The sequence below is a fragment of the Fructilactobacillus sp. X7R7C1 genome, from assembly GCF_059901065.1.
Genome location: NZ_JBWXVF010000003.1, coordinates 45,082 through 65,125, shown reverse-complemented (window position 1 = coordinate 65,125; position 20,044 = coordinate 45,082). Strand labels below are relative to the sequence as shown.

The following is a 20,044-nucleotide window of genomic DNA, read 5'->3' as shown; positions in this document are numbered from 1 at the left end:
ATCATTATTTATTGTTTGTTACTTTCTTTAACTCGTCAAGAACTGGTTCATAGTTTGGTTGATGAGTAATTTCTGGAACTGCTTGGCAGTACAAAATTTTGCCTTCAGCATTTACCAAGTAAACCACCCGAGCTAAGTGACCAAAAGCCGGGATGTATAAGTGCATGGCTTTTCCAAATGAACCATTAAAATCAGAAAGAATTTCCATGTTGTTGACACCATGAGCGGCACACCAATTTTTTTGGTATTCAATTGGGTTATTTGAAATGGTAACAAATTTAATTCCCTTAAACTTTGATGCTTCCTGGTTAAAACGAGCAGTTTCTAAACTACATACCTTTGTCTTTAAGTTAGGAACCACACTAATCAACGTTGTCTGACCCTTTAAATCATCAGTCGTAACATCTTTCCCTTCAGCATTTTTTACGGTAAATTTTGGTAGATAATCTCCAACCTTTGGTTGATCATCACCCATTAACCATGATACTGGTAGTCCACCTAATTTAATTTTCATAACCAAAAACCTCCTTGACTAATATCAATTGTACAAAATTATATTATCATAAACTGAATTAAATGTTTAATCATTATACTTCAAAATAAAAAATGCCGGCAAAAGTCGGCATTTTAATCTAATTTTTCTGTTGTTCGTCTTCCTTAGTCAGCTTTTGACCAAGATTCTTAATGTATTCACGTAATTCTTGCTCAATTTCAGGGTGTTTTAAACCAAAGGTAATGTTAGTCTCAAGCCAGCTAAGCTTATTGCCGGTATCGTAACGATCACCCTTAAACTCATGAGCAAACACTCTTTGAGTTTGATTTAAGGTATTGATGGCATCGGTTAGCTGAACTTCATTCCCCTTACCTGGCTTAGTGTGTTCCAAAACGTCAAAGATCTGTGGAGTTAACAAGTAACGTCCAATAATTGCTAAATCACTAGGAGCGTCCTTAGGATCTGGCTTTTCAACGAAGTTTCTCACATTATAAAGTCCCTTTGAAACCTCGCTAACTGGTTCAATTACTCCGTATTTAGAAGTCTCCTTATGAGGGACTTTCATAACGGCAAGGGTTGAAGCTCCCGTCTTTTCGTAACTATTCATCAATTGTTTGGTGAGCGGAGTCGTATCTTCCATCAAGTCGTCTCCAAGCATAACCACAAATGGATCATTTCCAATGAAACTTTTGGCCGTTAAAACAGCGTCGCCAAGTCCACGTGGATAAGATTGTCTAATAAAGTAAATGTTCATATCATTAGTCTTCTGAATTGACTTGAGCATCTTTTCTTTACCCTTTTTTTCAAGGTTTTCTTCAAGCATTACGTTTGAATCAAAATGATCTTCAATGGCACGCTTGCCCTTACCAATCACAATGACAATGTCTTTGATTCCAGAAGCCTTAGCTTCTTCAACAATGTATTGAATGGTTGGAATATCAACAATTGGTAACATTTCCTTTGGAAGTGCTTTCGTTTCAGGTAAAAATCTTGTTCCTAAACCAGCGGCAGGAATAACAGCTTTAGTTACTTTTTTCATCTTCTTATATACCCCTTTTAGAATTAACCTTGTTCTGAACGTCCCTCTCTAGACATTAAATTAGAAATCGCGTCAGAAACGGTTTCTTCATTATTAATTACTGCATGAATTGCGGATGTAATGGGCATTTCTACCCCACGTTGTTTTGATAATTCAAATGCAGCTTGATTGGTGTCGATTCCCTCGATCACCATGCCCATGTCTTTAACAACGTCATCCAATTTCTTGCCCTTGCCAAGCTGATAACCAGCCCGCCAATTACGAGAATCAGAACTAGTTGCGGTAACAATCACATCACCTACACCAGACAATCCGCTAAAAGTTAATGGGTCCGCACCAAATGATACACCTAAACGTGATATTTCCGCAATACCACGAGTCATGAGGGCTGCTTTTGCATTATCACCGTAACCTAAACCTACCAAGGCTCCAGCTCCTAATGCAATAATATTTTTTAAAGCCCCACCAAGTTCAACCCCAATAATGTCGTTATTAGTGTAGATTCTAAAATAATCATTCATAAATAATTTTTGAAAATGCTCAGCAGATGACATATCATCACTGGCGACTGTAACTAAGGTAATATCACGTCTAGCAACATCTTCAGCTTGACTAGGTCCAGAAAGGGCTGAAATCGACTTACGATTTTGAGGATCAATTTCTTCTTGCAATACCTGAGACATTCGATCATAGGTACCCTTTTCAATGCCCTTACTTCCATGGATGATATATGGTTTCATTTCTAACTTGCCCAAAATTTTGTTAGCTTGATTTGCAACCGAACGAGTTGCCTGTGATGGAACAATGAATAAAACATCATCGGCTCCTTTAAGTGCCTCTTCCATGTCAGCATAAGCTTTCATCTCTTTTGGAAAGGTAAAGTTCTTGATGTAATGGGAATTAGTGTGCTGATTATTTAACTCATCCACCTGTTCCTTGCTTTTCGACCAAATTTTAACTTCATGCCCATTTTCAACTAAAATATCGGCGAGCATGCTGCCCCATGATCCTGCACCGAGTACTGCGATTTTTTCTGTCATTATTTAAATTATCTCCTACAAATCACTTAACTACCGTAGTACCAGACTAACTGGTCGTTTCGTCTACGATAAATTAAAACAAATAGTGCTACTACGAATAATAAAATGGAAAGCAACTGTGATACCCGGATTACCCCGAATAACATTAAACTATCGGTCCGCATGCCCTCGGTGAAAAAACGTCCAAACGAATACCACATCACGTAACTTAAAAAGACTTCCCCACGCTTAAAGAACTGCGGGGCATGTCTCATAATCATCAAGACAGCAAATCCTGCTAAATCCCAAAGTGACTCATATAAAAACGTTGGTTGGCGGTACGCCCCGCTAATAAACATTTGATTGATGATAACGTCAGGTAAATGTAAATGCTGTAAAAATTGAAGTGATGTTACCGCTCCAAATGCTTCCTGATTCATGAAATTACCCCAACGACCAATTCCTTGAGCCATAATGACGGTTGGAGCGGCAATATCTAAAATCTGCCAGACTGACAAATGATGTTTAAAACAAAACCACCAAATAAATAATCCAGCCCCGATTAAAGCTCCATAAATGGCGATTCCACCATCCCAAATTTGAATAATCTCATCTAAATGATGGCGATAATAGCTCCATTGAAAAACCACATAATAGATTCGAGCCGAAATAATCGCAATTGGAATCGCCCACAAAATCAAATCATATAAAACATCTTCATTTAAGTGTTGTCGCTTAGCTTCTTTCATTGAAAGGTAAACGGCAATCAAGACAGCGGCAGCGATAAAAATACCATACCAGTGGACCGCAATTGGTCCGAGATGAATCGCAACCGGATTTAATGCCAATATGCTAAACACAACTTCCACTCCTATTCAGGATCCTTATTAGCATCTTGGCTAATATCTTTCTTATTTTGTTCAACTGCTTGTTCTTCGTGTTTTTGCTCCTGGTTGTTTTTAGAAGCATTTTCTTTGATCAACTCATTTAAGTTGTTATCAAAGACCTTAGTCGCATCGTATCCCATTGAACGAGCCCTAAAATTCATCGCAGCGGTTTCAATAATAATGGCTAAGTTTCGTCCGGGTTTTACCGGAATCGTCAATTTCTTCAAATCAACGTCAAAGATTCGAGTTGTTTCACGGTCGGTCCCAAGCCGATCATACTTAGTATCCTTGTTCCACTGGTCCAAATGAACGATTAAGTCCACTTTTGATTGGGAACGAACGGCACCCGCACCAAATAGGTTCATTACATCAATAATGCCAATCCCACGAATTTCTAGTAAGTGATTAAGAATCTTGGGAGCTTGACCAATCAAGGTTTGCTCATCTTGTTGATAAACCTCAACTCGATCATCAGCAATTAAACGATGACCACGCTTAACAAGTTCTAGCGCCGTTTCACTCTTACCAATTCCAGAATCACCGGTAATTAAAACACCAAGTCCATAAACTTCAACCAAAACACCATGAATGGACTTTCGTTCGGCTAACTTAGCTTCAAGATACGTCGTCATATTACTTAGAATTCTAGAGGTGGTTAACTTTGAACCTAAGATTGGAATGTGAGCCTTTTTGGCGGCTGCCACTAACTGCTCAGGTGGTTCTAGTTGAGTAGAAATAACAAATGCAGGCGTTTCTGGTTGACACATTTTGGTCATTACTTCTTTTAATTTTTCATCACTCATTCCCTTTGCAAATGAGGTTTCAGTTATCCCAAAGATCTGAATTCGCTTGGCTGGGTAGTAGTTAAAATATCCAGTCAATTCCAATCCCGGACGTGAAATGTCACTAGTGGTAATGGGACGGTCTAAATATTCACGACCCCAAAAGACACTAAGATGAGTGTTCTTTACTAAATCAGCTACCGTTACACTCTGAGCCATTGGACCTACCTCCAAATAAAATTAATTTACTTAATTCTAACACAATCAGACCTAATTTAGGCGGTTCTTAATTTTATGCAAAATAAAAGAAGCGCCCATTAACTGGGTGCTTCTAACTAATTATTTTGAAACATTTCAATTCCAATCTCATGCGGTGAACCATCGTAAATTGCCGTTTCTTTAATCTCTAATTGATTCTTACGATTTTTAACCTTCATGTGAACAAAGGTCGGATCATCTTGTAAAGCAGAATACAATTGACTTTCCGAATTTACCGGAACGTTGTTAACTTCAACAATTAAGTCACCCGTTTTAAGTCCCATCTTATCGGCTGGAGTGCGGGGTTTAATCCCAATGATTCGGATTCCGTTAACCGCTTGACTAATCTGATTTCCGGTCTTTCGGTCAACGCGATGGAAGTGATACATGATGATTACATAAACCACTGCCAATAAAGCAATCGCGATGATAACGTAGTAACTATTTCTCATAAAGTAAGCACCCGCCGTTAGTAAAATGGCTAACAATGCGAGTTCTCCAATCGCGTTTGAAATCCGTGGCATTAATTCATTTGGCAAATGGTTAACAAACTTGAAGCGAAAACCAATCAAAAACGGAACAACCAAGAAGGTTACATGTGCACCAAAAATATTAAAAACTGGCCACATTGGTACGATCGTTTCGATTAATTTACCAGGAATCATCAGTACCAGCGGAATCACAGCTAACTCATTGTATCCATAAGATGCCACTCGGTTTCCGCGCCGATTCTTTGAAACCTGAGGAGAGTTAATTGTCCTACCATTCATCTTCAAAAAGATAAACATTAGAACCAGCATGATTGTGATTAAGGCTAAGTAATTGGCCGATCTTGATGCGTTCATATTCACGGCACCAATAAAGTCGCCACCCTTAATCATCGGGATTGAATAATCATTGAAGAAGACCCCAACAAAAACTGATCCAAATAAAATCAATGTCGGCACTAAGATTCCTGGGATCAGTAAACTAATGGCGATCAATAATTCATATAATAAAATCCAATTTAAGGACACTTCAATCCCAACCAAAGCAGTTAAAATTGATCCAACAATTCCCAGCACAATTAATGATTTAAAAAAGACCCATCCTTCGTGAAATTTAGGGTTAACAGCACTTTCAAATAAGCGTCGTTCTCGATTTACTCTTCGATTGTAAACGAAGAAAACGCGAATAAGTGCAAACCAAAAAGCTGGCATAAAGACAAAAAACAAAATATTAGTCGCAACTGACATAATGAACTTCCTTTTTCGTTATTTTGGGTTCTTCTGTTTTAAATTCCACTGCAAATACGCGTTAATGAATGGATTCAAATCACCATCCATCACTGCTTGACCATTACCAGTCTCATAATTGGTCCGATGATCCTTAACCATTGTATAGGGATGAAAAACATAAGAACGAATTTGTGAACCCCAACCAATATCAAGCTGCTTACCCTTAATCTTGGCTTTCTCTTCTTCTTTTTTCTCTTGTTCACGTTCGTACAACTTTGATTTTAACATATTCATCGCTGTAACTCTATTCTGTAATTGTGAACGTTGGGCCTGACTTGAGGTGACAATTCCAGTTGGTAAGTGGGTAATTCGAACCGCTGAAGAGGTTTTATTAATATGCTGACCACCAGCCCCACTTGACCGAAAAACATCAATCCGGAGATCTTCTGGGTTAATGTCAACGTTCACAGTTTCATCAAGCTCTGGCATAACATCAACAGAGGCAAACGACGTATGACGCCGCCCTGCTGAATCGAAGGGTGAGATCCGCACTAACCGGTGAACGCCTTTTTCTGATTTCAGGTAACCATAGGCGTTGGTTCCAGATACTAAAAATGTCACACTGTTGATCCCAGCAACGTCACCTGGTTGATAGTCTTCGACTGAAACCGAAAAGCCGTTTTGTTCGGCCCATCGTTGATACATCCGAAATAACATGGACCCCCAGTCTTGTGATTCAGTTCCACCAGCTCCAGGATGGATCTCAACAATTGCATTATTTTCATCGTATTTCCCATTCAAAAGTAAACTCAGCTGATAACTACTAAGTTCCTTTTGGGTCTTGGCTAATTCGTCATCGAACTCTTTCTTTAAATCATCATCACTAACTTCTTCAAGGAGTTCGAGATTAACCTTTAAATCTTCCACCTTTTTAGCCAGTGAATTAAAATTATCATATTTTAATTTTAATCGATTGTTCTCATCAATTAATTTCTGGGCTTTTCTCTGGTCATCCCAAAATCCCGGTTCAGCCATTTTAGCCTCATTAACCGAAATATTTTCACTTAGTTGATCCAGGTCAAAGTGACCCCCTAAAGCCAGCTACGGCTTTTTTAATCTTTTCGACCTGTCCACGTGCTTCACTTAATTCCATTTCATACTCCTGAAGATGAAAAAACGGAGACCAAAAGTCCTCCGTTCTTAAACTATCTTTCCATATTTTGTCTGATCTCAGCTTTCATAAACAACCTAGTGACATCGTAGTCAATATCAGAGACCATTTCTTCAAACATTCTAAATCCTTCACGTTGATACTCAACTAATGGGTTTAATTGACCATAACCACGAAGACCGATTGACTCTCGTAATTGGTCCATTGAATCGATGTGGTCAGTCCAGTGTGAATCAACCACCCTAAGCACAACCACTTTTTCAAATTCAAGCATCTGTTCTGGATCCTGGAGCTCTTTTTCTTTCTTATCATACTCAGTATCAACGAGTCCCATCAAGTATGCCTTAATTTCATCACTTGATTTTCCCTTCAAGTCATCAATGCTAATTTGATCGGGACTAACTAATGAATTAATCGCAAAATCAAGGATGGTTTGGAGATCCCATTTCTTTTGATCGCCCTGAGTGTGCAAGTTGACAATTCGATTAACCGTTCGTTTGATCATTGGCATAATAACCCACTTAAGTGACTTATTTTCGTCAATCACTTTACTACGCTCGCCATAGATTACATCACGTTGTTGACGCATCACATCATCGTACTTTAACACGTTTTTACGTGAATCATAGTTATTACCTTCAACTCGTTTTTGAGCCGATTCGACCTGCTTCGTGATCATGTGACTCCGGATAACCGCATCATCGCCCTCAACTTTCATCGAATCGAGAATGCTTTTAACCTTATCAGACCCAAATCGACGCATCAAATCATCTTCAAGTGAAAGATAGAATTGGGAATAACCAGGATCACCCTGTCTTCCAGAACGTCCACGTAATTGATTATCAATTCTTCGTGACTCGTGTCGTTCGGTCCCGATAACCGCTAATCCACCTAATTTGACCACTCCAGGTCCGAGCTTAATATCAGTTCCACGACCGGCCATGTTGGTTGCAATGGTAACAGCTCCTTTTTGACCGGCGTTAGCAACAATGTCAGCTTCTTTGGCATGATTTTTCGCATTCAAAACTACGTGAGGAATTTTTTCTTCATCAAGTCGCTCTGAAAGATATTCAGAAGTTTCAACCGCAACCGTACCAATCAGGATTGGTTGTCCCCGTTTGTGTAAATCTTTAATTTTGGCAATAACGGCGTCAAATTTTGATTCCAAACTTGGATACAAAACATCTGGCTCATCAATTCTAACAACCGGTTTATTGGTTGGAACCGCAATGACATCCATGTTGTAAATTTCTCGAAACTCATCCTGTTCTGTCTTAGCGGTACCAGTCATTCCAGCTAATTTACTGTACTGTCTAAATAGGTTTTGATAGGTGATGTTAGCCATCGTCTTGCTTTCTTCTTGGATGGTAACACCCTCTTTAGCCTCAAGTGCTTGGTGAAGCCCATCTGAAAAACGACGACCTTCCATGATTCTTCCGGTAAAGGAATCAACGATTAAAACCTCGTCTTTTGAGACAACGTAATCTTTATCCTTTTCCATCACGTAATTGGCACGTAAAGCCTGATCCAAATGGTGGGTTAAAGCAGTGTTTTCCGTATCGTAAAGGTTATTTAAATTGAAGTACTTTTCAGCTTTTTCAATTCCAACATCCTTCAAAGAGACCGTTTTAGTCTCTAAATCAACTTTAAAATCCGTTTTAGGATTTAGTGTCTTAGCAAATTTATCTGCCTGCATGTAAAGCTTGTTTGACCCACGAGCTTCACCAGAAATGATCAATGGGGTTCTGGCTTCATCGATTAAGATCGAATCAACTTCGTCGACGATGGCAAAATTAAGTGGGCGTTGAACCCGATCTTCTTTATAAACCACCATGTTATCCCTTAAATAATCAAATCCAATCTCACTATTAGTTGAATAAGTGATGTCGCTATCATAGGCAGCTCGTTTTTCTTCCGGATTCTTATCAGCCGAGTTCACCCCGACCGTTAAGCCCAGCCAATTGTATAACTGGCCCATTTGAGTGGCATCACGTTGTGATAGGTATTCATTAACCGTAACGACATGAACACCTTTTCCTGATAAAGCATTCAGGTATACGGGCATTGTAGCCGTTAACGTTTTCCCTTCACCAGTCTTCATCTCAGCAATATTACCCTCATGAAGGACAATTCCACCCATAATCTGGACTCGAAATGGATTTAGTCCGAGCACTCGTCTGGCACCTTCACGGGCAACCGCAAAAGCCTCAGGTAACATGTCATCTAAGCTTTCACCATTTTGATAACGCTTTTGAAATTCTGGAGTTTTAGCTTGTAATTCCTTATCACTTAATTTCCGATATTGTTCTGAGTATGAGCTGACCTTATCGGCGAGCTTTCCTAATCGTTTCAGTTCGCTTTTGTCGCTTTCAACCCATTTCTTTAAAAGGTTTGTTGCCATTGATTGATTTCTCCTCTAGTGTCTAAACCGTTTTTGTTTCTCGAATTCTCAGTCTATTTTCTTATTCTAACATTTTATCAAATCAATTAAAAATTCATCACAAAAAAACAGAAATATGATATTTCTGTTTTTTCTAACGATCGGTTTTAATTAACCCATAGTCTCCATCATGTCTTCGATAAACAATGTCAGTGGTGCCATCGGTGACATCAACATAGACAAAAAAATCATGCCCAATCAAATTCATCTGAATAATGGCATCTTCCGAAGTCATCTTCTGTAAAGGAATCCGCTTTTTCCTAACGATCTTAGATTCGGCTAATCGTTTATCGGGATCATTAAAAACGTGGGATAACTTATGCTCAGTTAATTCTTCATTTACCTTTGAGCCATATTTATCGATCTGTTGCTGGATATCGTGAATCGCGATATCAATGCTTTTGTGAATATCATCAGAGTTGCCCTCACCTCGCAGTAAAAAGTTCGGTAGGATAATAGTGATTTCAGCTTTGATTCGTTCGTTAGAATAGTTCATAAGATCAACATGAGCAGTCCCTTTCACGTTTGCATCAAAACGTTTATCAATTGTTTTGACATGATGATTAATGTAATCACGGAGATCACTGGTGATTTCAACATCATCACCTCTTAATTTAGTTTCAAGCATTTTAATCTCTCCTATGCTTAGTATCATTGTCTTCAAACGAATCTCTTATAACTATTATAAATTCTAATCGATTAAATAACAATCAATACTAACGTGCAAGGGTAATACTTGAGACTTTCTTAACCCCATACGAATATAACAGTTTGGCCGCTAAGTGCAGGGTGGTTCCAGTCGTATACACATCATCAATCAAACAAACCTTTCTCCCACGTAGGTTATTAGTTGACCACTCCGGCTCAACGTAAAATGGTTGTTTTAAGTGCATCCTATCAAATTTATCTTTTTTAGACTGGGGTAAGCCCTTTTTTGACACAGCTCCTAAGACCTTTTGATATTTTATACCAGTTAACCATCCCTCAACCTGATTAAACTTTCGCACCTCAAACGTTTTCTTACTAATCGGGATGGGAACAATCATACCACCATCGTTATGTCCAAATATAAAAGACTGAAACTGACTTTGAAATAATCGCCTTAACCGATAATCGCCCTGAAACTTGTACCGAGCCATGTAATCATTCACTTCATCGTATGGAAACAACGCGTGGTTAATTAATTTGGGACCAGATTGATCTTCCCAAATCTTACAATCATCACACAACTCTAATTTTGCTTGCTGCTTGCCACAATCTGGACACGCCGTTTTTAAATCAATGGGACAAAAAAGTTTTTGACATTCATCACACATAATTGGCGGGACAAAGGAACGAAAACTTAAAATAAAGGAAATGCTCACATCACTTCTAATAATTTGATTACACCATACACATTTATTCATGACTTTTTAATTTCATCCCTCTGCGATTCATAGCCTTAATCTCATTTTGGGCGCTAGTAATTCGTCTTGAAAAACTGCCCACAAAAAAATCAACGTTACCGGTCGGTCTGGTCCTTTTTCGACCCACTCTTCCTGCCATCTGAACTAATGACGACGTAGAAAAGACTTCATCGTCAGCCCCCAGTACCATTACATCAATATCTGGAAACGTCACTCCTCGTTCTAAAATGGTCGTAGTCACTAAAAATAACACTTGCTGGTTACGCATGGCTTGAACCTTTTCCATTCGTTTCTTGTCAGCAGAATAAACACATTCCCATACCTTTGGACCACGGATTTGTTTGCTTAAAATCCGATCAACCACCGGTAAATCTTTAATCTTAGGAACAAACAATAAAAATCTTCTTCTAATTGCAACGTTACGCTGACACATTTTAATTAATTGATGGGGTAACCTTCCCTTTGATAATTGCATCCGCCATTTTCTTGACAAGTGAACTTTAATCACGGGCAATAAATGACCATGAAACCTGATCGGCAAATAACTCATATCTCCATTTCCACGCGTGATTTGGGTTCTCAGTCGTTTACTTGGAGTGGCACTTAACATGATTCTTTGTCCCGTAGTCTTTAAGGCATGCTTTACGGCAAACTCCAGGTTAACGTTGTTAACGAATGGAAACGCATCAACTTCATCAATAATCAATAAATCAAAAGCATGAAAGAAACGCATGAGTTGGTGGGTCGTACAGACAGTCAGTTGACAATAATGGTACTTGTCTTTACTTTTACCATGCAATAAAACCATATCAAGGTTAGAAAAAGCCGCTTTAAGACGCGGATAAAGTTCCGAACACACGTCCACTCTGGGAGAAGCAATGGCAATTCGAAATTTACGTTTAATTGCCCATGTTAATACCGGAAAAAGCATCTCGGTCTTACCAGCCCCAGTAACCGCCCACAGTAGATGATCACGGTGATGTTTTACTGATTCAATCATCCTTAACGCACAGTCTTTTTGATTTACAGTTAGCGTCCCATCCCAAGTCAAAACATTACTTGGAACCACAAAACGATTTGTTTCTAGGACACTAACCAGTTTCATCGACGAATCAATTCGCCTCATTTCGATGCAATTGGGGCAGTAAAAAATATGATTGGGAAGTTCACATTTTGATTTTTCACAATTGAATCCACATCGGTTACAATGAATAGTAGTTTGATTAACCGTTACCGCTAATTCAAAATTAAGAAGTGGATCACTTAAAAGTATCGGATCAATCAAAGTGCTTGGCGTAAGTCTTCCCATTAGTTCTTTTTGATCTTTGATCATTAACTATCCGCCTCCATTTTTAAATACGAAGAACAGGAATAATTTAATGCAAAATTCTTTTTTAACCATTAAACAAGCTGGTCAAAATGAAATTATTATCAAAAAATCAAAGTTTATTGCTTCCGTATCTCGTGTTACGGACGAAGCGAGTGCTCAAGCATTCATCGCCAGTATCAAAAGCCAAAATAAAAAAGCCAACCACAATTGTTTTGCCTATGTTATCGGCCCAAATGATGATGTCCAGCGAGAAAGTGACAACGGCGAACCCACTGGGACTGCTGGAGTTCCAATCTTGGATGCCATTAAAAACATGGAGCTTCATGACACAGCCATTGTAGTAACAAGGTACTTTGGTGGCATCAAACTAGGTGCTGGTGGTCTAATTCGAGCATATAGTAACTCGGCATCGGATGTGATTGAAAGCGCTGGAATCAGCAAAATGACGCTTAAAACTGCGCTTACTATTTCAGTATCCTATAAGTTAAATGATAAACTCCAATATTTTCTTAAACAAAATAATTTACCAATTACTAACGTTGAATATGGCACTAGTGTTCGAGTAAGTACCGCCATTTCAACTCATGCGATTGATAATTTCAAAATAAAAATCAACAATTTGCTTGCAGGAGACGTTCAATTCAAGATTGGTAAGAAAGCCTATTTTGAGAATCCAGTTTAGTCTAAAAAGAGTAGTTCACCTTAAATGAACTACTCTTTTTTGTTTGGTTTAGTTTTATGTTTTGACTTGGTTTTAGTGATTTCGGTTTCGTGATTAGCCTTACTGGTTGTTCCAGTCACAACGCGTTTAATCAAATTAAGCAAGGGTTGCCGGTTCTTTCCGACTAATCCAATGGCTTCCACAAAAAGCTCAATCCCAATCAAAGTGGCAACCGTCAACAACACTGATCCCCAGAAACTGGACAACGGATAGAGTAAAGAGATGAAAGCGAAAATTAGCGCAATTCCGTAAATCACCAAAACGGTTTGCCGATGAGTTAGACCAATCTGCATCAATCGATGATGTAAGTGATGCTTATCAGCGTGAGAGATGGGCTGTTTGTTCAAAATCCGCCGTAAAATTGCATAAGCGGTATCCGAGATGGGAACTCCCAAAATCACAACGGGAATAATGACTGATATGAAGGTGGCGTTTTTAAGGCCCTGTAAGGAAAAGACCGAGATCATAAAGCCAATTAATAAGGATCCCGTATCCCCTAGATAGATTCGAGCTGGGAAAAAATTATACGGTAAAAAGCCCAAACAGGAAGCGGCAAAGGTAAAAATCATGATTGACACGTAAACGTTACCGACGTTTAAAAAGAATAAGCCGATGATTCCCATGGTAGTCAGAGCAATAATGGCAATCCCCGTTGCTAGTCCATCCAGTCCATCGATTAAATTAATTGAGTTCGTAATCCCGAGAATCCATATCCAGGTAATTGGTAGACTTAACCATCCCAGACTAACATCACCAAAGAATGGGAGCGTGATAGAACTCATCTGAATGCCCGCAAAAATGTACACCCATAGTGCTGCTAGTGAGATCCCAATCACCTTTTGTCGTGGCTTCAATTCAAAAATATCATCAATGACCCCCGTCATAATGATAATAATTTCTCCGCCCAGAATTCCCCACAACTTACTAGATGGAATTTGGTTTCGCAAAAAAACGCAAGTCGTAATGGTATAAGCAATAAAAATTGCCAGACCACCCAACGTTGGCATTGGAATTTTATTTACACGTCTTTTATTCGGTTTATCAATGGCGCCAATTTTGAATGCTAAAATTCTGATAAAAGGGGTTAAAACCGCCGACATTATCATCGTTGCAAACAAATAGACGAATATTTCAAATTTCAATTAAGTATGGCCTTCCACGATTAAGTTTATATTCAATTATACAAACGGAAAATAACAAACACAAGCTTCCCTTTATTTAATTTAATGATAATTAAATCTAATGATAACAATTAAAATTTTGGTTTGTTTTTTAGTTCATTTCATATATTATATTAAATATAGAAATAGCTAAATCAATCACATACTTTTGAAAGGAGTCAAACATGCAAAATAAAGAAGAAAAATCTCAAAAAGATGCTCCATTGTTAACTCAACTCGGTATCTTTGGGGTCATTTTATTCGTCTCAAGTCTAATCTCAGCACTCTTTCCAGCCAACTTTCCAGTTCCAACCCCAGTAATTGGGTTGGTAATATTATATTTGTTATTGACCTTTAAAGTCATTAAACCAGAACAGGTCGAAAAGGTCGGATCATTTTTTATTGGAATCCTAGGATTCCTTTTTGTCCCTTCTGGAATTCAATTAGCGGCCTCCCTCGACATTATGAAACATTCTGGCGTCAAACTAGTGATTATGATCATTATTTCGACAGTTGTCATGTTGGTGTCGGTGGCTTTAGTTGCTACTTTTTTGATATGGGCCCGCAATAAAATTTTTGGCAAAAAACAAGACATCGATAAGGAGTAACCAAATATGCAAACGGAACTATTAAAATTTTTAGGCAATCCAATGTTTGGAATTGCTCTATCATTGGTGATCTATCTGATTGGATCATTTCTATTTAAAAAATTTAACGGCTTTTTTCTTTTTCAACCATTATTTGTTGGGATGGTGCTCGGGATCTTTGTTCTCTGGTTAATGAGCAAAGCAACGGGGATTAACATTACCTGGATTTACACCAACTTGTATAAGCCAGGTGGTGATATTATTTTTTGGTTCCTCTTCCCTACCACGATTGCTTTCGCAGTCCCACTCTTCAAGCGAAACGACATCGTGAAAAAGTACTGGTTTGAAATTTTGTTATCACTAATAATCGGTTTAACCATTTCGGTAATCATCATGTACTTTGTCTCCAAGTTAATTGGATTAAACAAGTCGGAAATTGCCTCCATGCTTCCGCAGGCTGCCACTACCGCAGTTGCAATGCCAATCGCTCAGGGCATTAACGGTGTGCCAGCAATTACCGCCATGGCATGTATCTTAAACGCTGTTATTATTTACGCACTTGGCGACTGGATCATTAAAATATTCAGATTGAAGAACCCCATCGGAATTGGATTGGGGCTTGGAACGGCAGGACACACCCTTGGATCAGCTAAAGCCCTTGAACTTGGTGAAGTTCAGGGCTCCATGGCTGCGATTGCGGTGGTCATTATTTCGGTGGTCGTTGATATCATCGTCCCACTATTTGCTCATATTGTGCACCTTTAAATCCAAATCAAAAAAGCTAGGCTATGTTTAACATAGCCTAGCTTTTTGTTCTATTATTCACTTAAATGATAGTTATACGTCGATACAATGATGTCCTGACGTGAATTCAAGGCACTTCTTAATCGAACAGCAGTCTGATTATGAAGGACTTGTTGCCAGTAGTGTTTTGGTACAAACTGAGGAACCAAAACCGTCGTAGTATAATTGCGATCCTCATCCTGTTTCGCAATAACATCACAGAAACGAAGCACTGGATCGACAACCGAACGATACGAAGTATGAATATCGACAAATCGAATGTCTGGATACTCTTCCTTAAACTTCGTTGAAATTTTCTCTTCTTTTTGCGGATTATCGGCAAACGAAACGTGCATGGCAATGACATTGTCACCAATCGATCTCGCATAGTTAATTGCTTGTCTAGTAACTTGGGTAACATTTCCCACTAACACGATTACCGTTGAACCAGCATAGGTATGATTCTCATAATTCGGATCAGTTGAAATACGAAGCTGCTCAGCAATTCGCTGATAGTGAAGATGAATTTTGTAAAACATCAAAAGGAGCAACGGCATGATAATGAGATATGGCCAAACGTTTGCAAAATGAAGTGCAAACAGGAAGAAGACTAACATCACTGAGATGAACGCTCCAATAAAATTAATGACAGCCTTCACCGGCCACAAGCCATCTTTATTTCTGAACCAGTGAACAATCATTCCAGATTGAGACAACGTAAATGGAACAAACACACCAACAGCATAGAGTGGAATTAAGAGATTAGTTTTACCTTTAAAGAGGACAATTAAAACAATCGCACCTAAAGCTAACGAAATAATTCCATTTGAATAACCTAGTCGGTCACCCTTATCCAGGTAGGCATGTGGCAAATATTTATCTTTAGCCATGTTGTAGGCCAAAATTGGAAAGGCAGAGAAACCAGTGTTAGCAGCAACAGCTAAAATCAAGGCAGTTGCAAGCTGAAGTAAGTAGTACATGATTCCGTGACCAAAGACATTGGTACCAATCTGTGATAAGACAGTATCCTTAGCGTTAGGAATAACTCCCATGTAGTAACTTAGAAAGGTAATCCCAGCAAAGAAGATTCCTAAAATAATGGCCATGATACCTAATGTATTGGCAGCGTTCTTTCGTTTTGGTTGTTTAAAGTTTGGAACCGCATTACTAATGGCTTCAACTCCAGTTAACGATGCTGAACCAGATGAGAATGCCTTAAAGAATAATACCAAGGTCATTCCCTTAACTGAGGTATTCAGTGGAGCATACGCATGATAAGTAATTTTATTAGTTAAAATATTATAAGCACCAACAATGATTAAAATGATAATCATCACAATAAATAGGTACACTGGAATAACCAGGAATGAAGCTGAATCATGCATTCCACGAAGATTCAAAATCATAATAAATATTACAATTAAGATTGCGATCGGAACCTGATAATTATATAGCGCAGGGATGGCAGAAGTAATTGCTTCAGTTCCAGAAGTCGTTGAAACGGCAACCGTTAACATATAATCAACTAATAGGGACCCACCAGCAACTAAACCAGCAGTGTCACCCCAATTGGTTCGGGCAACAACGTAGGCACCTCCACCAGATGGATAAGCATAAATAATCTGTCGATAAGATAATGTGATTGCGGCTAACAGAACCAACACTAGCAGTGCGACCCACATTTGATACATTAATGCCGCGGTCGATAAGGTAATCAAAACGGCAGTAATCTGTTCAGTACCATAAGCAACTGATGATAAGGCATCAGATGACAGCAATGCTAAACCTTTGAACTTAGTGAGAGATTGACCAGAGCCTTCCGTTGTCTTAAGCGGACGTCCAATAATTAATCTTTTTAAATACCGCCACATTTAATCCATACTCCTTTAATATGTCATATTTAACCTAGTAAAACCGTAATTTTAAAGTCAAATGCAATTGTACTACATTAAACTAGATAATTCATCATAATTGGAAATAAAAAAGAGTCCATTCGGACTCTTTTTTATTAAAACTTAAATTACATCATTCCACCCATTCCAGGTTGTTGTGGAGCAGCTGGTTGATCATTATCATTTTTTGGTTGTTCGGCAACAACAGCTTCAGTAGTTAATAGAAGAGCTGAAACAGATGCAGCGTTTTGAAGTGCTGAACGGCTTACCTTAGTTGGGTCAACGACACCAGCTTTGATCATGTCTTCGTACTTGCCAGTCAATGCATTGTAACCAATGCCTGGTTTTTCGTCTTTCAAATGATCAACAATAACTGAACCGTCAATCCCAGCATTTTCAGCAATTTGTCTTACTGGTGCTTCTAGGGCTTTAACAACAATGTTAATTCCAGTTGCTTCATCACCTTCAGCAGGGATTTTATCAACGTCATTCAAGATGTTGATAAAGGCTGTACCACCGCCGGGAACAAATCCCTCTTCAACAGCGGCTCTAGTAGCATTCAAAGCATCTTCAATTCGGTACTTACGTTCTTTAAGTTCAGTTTCAGTGGCTGCACCAACTTTGATAACAGCAACTCCACCAGCCAACTTAGCTAAACGTTCCTTCAACTTATCACGGTCAAAGTCAGAATCAGTGGCATCAATTTGTTGTTTGATTTCATCAATTCGTTTGTCGATAGCTTCTTTGCTACCCTTACCTTCAACGATAGTTGTGCTGTCTTTAGTAACGTTAACCTTATTAGCTTGACCTAATTGATCAATGGTAGTGTCTTTTAGATCTAATCCAAGATCAGAAGTAATTACAGTACCACCAGTCAACGTAGCAATGTCTTGGAGTTGTTCTTTACGACGATCACCAAAGCCAGGAGCCTTAACAGCTACAACATTAAAGGTTCCACGCATCTTGTTCAAAACTAAGGTTGGAAGAGCTTCTCCACCAATATCATCAGCAATGATCAAGAGTGAACGACCTTGTTGTACGACTGATTGAAGTAATGGCAAAATGTCTTGGATATTAGTTATTTTTTTATCAGTAATTAAAATGTAGGGATTATCTAGGTTAGCTTCCATTTTTTCTTGGTCGGTAACCATGTATTGTGACATGTATCCACGATCAAATTCCATACCCTCAACAACGTCTAAACTAGTGTCAACACCACGTGATTCTTCAATCGTAATAACACCATCATTACCAACTTTTTCCATTGCATCGGCAATCAAATTACCAACCTTTTCGTTAGCTGATGAGATTGAAGCAATTTGAGCGATATCTTCCTTGCTAGTTACTTGGTGACTCATCTTGTGAAGACTATCAACGGCTGTTCTAGTAGCTTTTTCAATTCCTTGACGAACTCCAACGGGATTAGCACCGGCAGTAACGTTCTTCATACCCTCTTTAACAATTGCTTGGGCAAGAACAGTAGCGGTAGTAGTACCATCACCGGCAACGTCATTCGTTTTAGAAGCAACTTCAGATACTAACTTAGCACCCATATTTTCAAAGTGATCTGGAAGATCAATTGCTTTAGCAATGGTAACACCATCATTTGTGATTGTTGGATCTCCAGCTTTTTCTTCTAGAACAACGTTACGTCCCTTTGGACCCATAGTTGTTTTTACAGTGTCAGCTAACTTGTCAACACCATTTAACATCGAATTTCTAGCATTTTCAGAAAACTTAATTTCTTTAGCCATTATTATCACCTCATATTAATTAATTTATTTTTATTATTTAACGATTGCAAGTAAATCTTTTTCGTGCATTACAAGGTATGGAGTACCATCATATTCAACCTTTGTCCCTGCATACTTATCAAACATGACCATGTCGTCTTCTTTAACAGAAGGGGCAACTTTTTGTCCGTTATCAAGAACTCGACCCTCGCCTACAGCGACAACTTTACCCATCTGTGGTTTTTCTTTAGCGTTATTTGCTAAAACAATTCCACCGACGTTTTTTTCTTCTGGTTCTTGCACTTCGACAATTACGCGATCTCCTAATGGTTCTAACACGTTAATCCCTCCAATAAATATCTTTATTAAATTTTAGCACTTGCACTTATCAAGTGCTAACTTACATTCTTAATATATTATTTTTTCACAACTAATGCAAGAACTTTGCCCGATAAAAATAAAAAAGCATCCAAAATTGGATGCTTAATCTTTATCATAATGATCAATAAAATAGATCAATGTTTGCAGTTCATTAGTCAAATCAACATTATGAACTCTAATTTCCTTTGGAACCGATAATCGGACTGATGTGAAGTTTAAAATTCCCTTTACACCCGCTTTGGCAACTTGATCAGCAACTTGTTGAGCAACTTTACCAGGAACTGTGAGAATCACAACACTGATTTGTTGATCTTTAAGCTGTTTTACCAATTGATCCATTGGGTAAATTGGAACCCCACCTTGAATGGTATTAACATTTTTAGGATTAACGTCAAAAGCAGCGGAAATTCTAATATTACTATCCATGTGGAAGTTAAAATTCAAAAGGGCATGACCCAAGTTACCAACACCAATCAATGCTACATTGGTTAATTGATCTTGGTTCAAGATCTTCTTGAAAAATTCTAGTAAACTGTCTACGTCATATCCATAACCTCGCTTACCAAGGGCACCAAAATATGAAAAGTCACGACGAATTGTAGCAGAATCCACTTGAATTGCGTCGGCCAATTCATTTGATGATATTCGTTTCTTTCCACCGTCATGTAAAATATTTAAATAACGATAGTAAAGCGGCAATCGTTTCGCGGTTGCACGTGGAATTTTTGTCTCAGCCATTTTCAAA

General features: G+C 38.5%; 19 protein-coding genes. 3 read left to right on the top strand and 16 right to left on the bottom strand.

The features are described 5' to 3' along the window. Window positions 1-4: 4 nt before the first annotated feature. The 11 genes from AC6UDC_RS05200 to AC6UDC_RS05150 all read right to left on the bottom strand — a co-directional run bounded on the left by AC6UDC_RS05200 (window position 5) and on the right by AC6UDC_RS05150 (window position 12,045). Entirely contained in the window at window positions 5-514 is a 510-nt protein-coding gene (locus tag AC6UDC_RS05200) for a thiol peroxidase (RefSeq protein WP_500694437.1), read from the bottom strand. A 118-nt stretch (window positions 515-632) separates the two neighbouring features. After that, the gene (gene galU, locus AC6UDC_RS05195) at window positions 633-1,532 is read right to left on the bottom strand and encodes a UTP--glucose-1-phosphate uridylyltransferase GalU (RefSeq protein WP_500694438.1); all 900 of its coding nucleotides are present in this window, start codon (window positions 1,530-1,532) and stop codon (window positions 633-635) included. A 23-nt stretch (window positions 1,533-1,555) separates the two neighbouring features. Next, on the bottom strand, window positions 1,556-2,572 hold the full coding sequence (locus tag AC6UDC_RS05190; RefSeq protein WP_500721639.1) for an NAD(P)H-dependent glycerol-3-phosphate dehydrogenase: 1,017 nt from the start codon (window positions 2,570-2,572) through the stop codon (window positions 1,556-1,558). A gap of 26 nt (window positions 2,573-2,598) precedes the next feature. After that, entirely contained in the window at window positions 2,599-3,411 is an 813-nt protein-coding gene (lgt, locus tag AC6UDC_RS05185; protein ID WP_500694440.1) for a prolipoprotein diacylglyceryl transferase, read from the bottom strand. A gap of 11 nt (window positions 3,412-3,422) precedes the next feature. Next, a complete protein-coding gene (gene hprK / locus AC6UDC_RS05180) occupies window positions 3,423-4,439 on the bottom strand; it encodes an HPr(Ser) kinase/phosphatase (RefSeq protein ID WP_500694441.1) in 1,017 nt (338 codons plus the stop codon). 116 nt (window positions 4,440-4,555) lie between these two features. Further along, complete coding sequence (locus AC6UDC_RS05175; protein WP_500694442.1) at window positions 4,556-5,713, bottom strand: PDZ domain-containing protein; 1,158 nt, start codon at window positions 5,711-5,713, stop codon at window positions 4,556-4,558. An 18-nt stretch (window positions 5,714-5,731) separates the two neighbouring features. Continuing rightward, window positions 5,732-6,848, bottom strand: a protein-coding gene (prfB, locus tag AC6UDC_RS05170; protein WP_500721636.1) for a peptide chain release factor 2 whose coding sequence is annotated in 2 segments (ribosomal slippage) — window positions 5,732-6,775 and window positions 6,777-6,848 — 1,116 coding nt in all. Because the reading frame shifts where the segments join, the coding sequence is not laid out codon by codon here. 52 nt (window positions 6,849-6,900) lie between these two features. Then, complete coding sequence (gene secA / locus AC6UDC_RS05165; protein ID WP_500694444.1) at window positions 6,901-9,267, bottom strand: preprotein translocase subunit SecA; 2,367 nt, start codon at window positions 9,265-9,267, stop codon at window positions 6,901-6,903. A gap of 133 nt (window positions 9,268-9,400) precedes the next feature. Further along, a complete protein-coding gene (hpf, locus tag AC6UDC_RS05160) occupies window positions 9,401-9,934 on the bottom strand; it encodes a ribosome hibernation-promoting factor, HPF/YfiA family (protein ID WP_500696123.1) in 534 nt (177 codons plus the stop codon). Window positions 9,935-10,022: 88 nt separating this feature from the next. Further along, entirely contained in the window at window positions 10,023-10,712 is a 690-nt protein-coding gene (locus tag AC6UDC_RS05155) for a ComF family protein (RefSeq protein WP_500696124.1), read from the bottom strand. Beyond that, entirely contained in the window at window positions 10,705-12,045 is a 1,341-nt protein-coding gene (locus AC6UDC_RS05150) for an ATP-dependent helicase ComFA (RefSeq protein ID WP_500721633.1), read from the bottom strand. The genes AC6UDC_RS05155 and AC6UDC_RS05150 overlap by 8 nt, the downstream gene beginning before the upstream one ends. A 46-nt stretch (window positions 12,046-12,091) precedes the next feature. On the opposite strand from AC6UDC_RS05150, the gene AC6UDC_RS05145 reads away from it, so the two are divergent. Further along, window positions 12,092-12,724: a YigZ family protein gene (locus AC6UDC_RS05145; RefSeq protein WP_500721630.1), complete on the top strand. Its 633-nt coding sequence runs from the start codon at window positions 12,092-12,094 to the stop codon at window positions 12,722-12,724. 29 nt (window positions 12,725-12,753) lie between these two features. Here AC6UDC_RS05145 and AC6UDC_RS05140 read toward each other — a convergent pair whose 3' ends face one another. Beyond that, on the bottom strand, window positions 12,754-13,905 hold the full coding sequence (locus tag AC6UDC_RS05140) for a glycosyltransferase family 4 protein (RefSeq protein ID WP_500721626.1): 1,152 nt from the start codon (window positions 13,903-13,905) through the stop codon (window positions 12,754-12,756). Between the two features lie 203 nt (window positions 13,906-14,108). Here AC6UDC_RS05140 and AC6UDC_RS05135 point away from each other — a divergent pair, with 203 nt between their 5' ends. Both AC6UDC_RS05135 and lrgB read left to right on the top strand, forming a co-directional pair. Continuing rightward, window positions 14,109-14,531 carry a CidA/LrgA family protein gene (locus AC6UDC_RS05135; RefSeq protein WP_500696812.1) on the top strand — a complete coding sequence of 141 codons (423 nt, stop codon included), beginning with the start codon at window positions 14,109-14,111 and terminating at the stop codon, window positions 14,529-14,531. A gap of 6 nt (window positions 14,532-14,537) precedes the next feature. Continuing rightward, a complete protein-coding gene (gene lrgB / locus AC6UDC_RS05130) occupies window positions 14,538-15,275 on the top strand; it encodes an antiholin-like protein LrgB (protein ID WP_500721622.1) in 738 nt (245 codons plus the stop codon). 53 nt (window positions 15,276-15,328) lie between these two features. Here lrgB and kimA read toward each other — a convergent pair whose 3' ends face one another. The 4 genes from kimA to AC6UDC_RS05110 form a co-directional block, all read right to left on the bottom strand. After that, entirely contained in the window at window positions 15,329-17,164 is a 1,836-nt protein-coding gene (kimA, locus tag AC6UDC_RS05125) for a potassium transporter KimA (protein ID WP_500696129.1), read from the bottom strand. 149 nt (window positions 17,165-17,313) lie between these two features. Further along, window positions 17,314-18,939 (bottom strand): chaperonin GroEL, encoded by a 1,626-nt coding sequence (gene groL, locus AC6UDC_RS05120; RefSeq protein WP_500699858.1) that lies wholly within the window; start codon window positions 18,937-18,939, stop codon window positions 17,314-17,316. Between the two features lie 33 nt (window positions 18,940-18,972). Continuing rightward, on the bottom strand, window positions 18,973-19,257 hold the full coding sequence (gene groES / locus AC6UDC_RS05115) for a co-chaperone GroES (protein ID WP_500694454.1): 285 nt from the start codon (window positions 19,255-19,257) through the stop codon (window positions 18,973-18,975). 144 nt (window positions 19,258-19,401) lie between these two features. Then, on the bottom strand, window positions 19,402-20,037 hold the full coding sequence (locus AC6UDC_RS05110) for a redox-sensing transcriptional repressor Rex (protein ID WP_010021811.1): 636 nt from the start codon (window positions 20,035-20,037) through the stop codon (window positions 19,402-19,404). Window positions 20,038-20,044 lie beyond the last annotated feature (7 nt).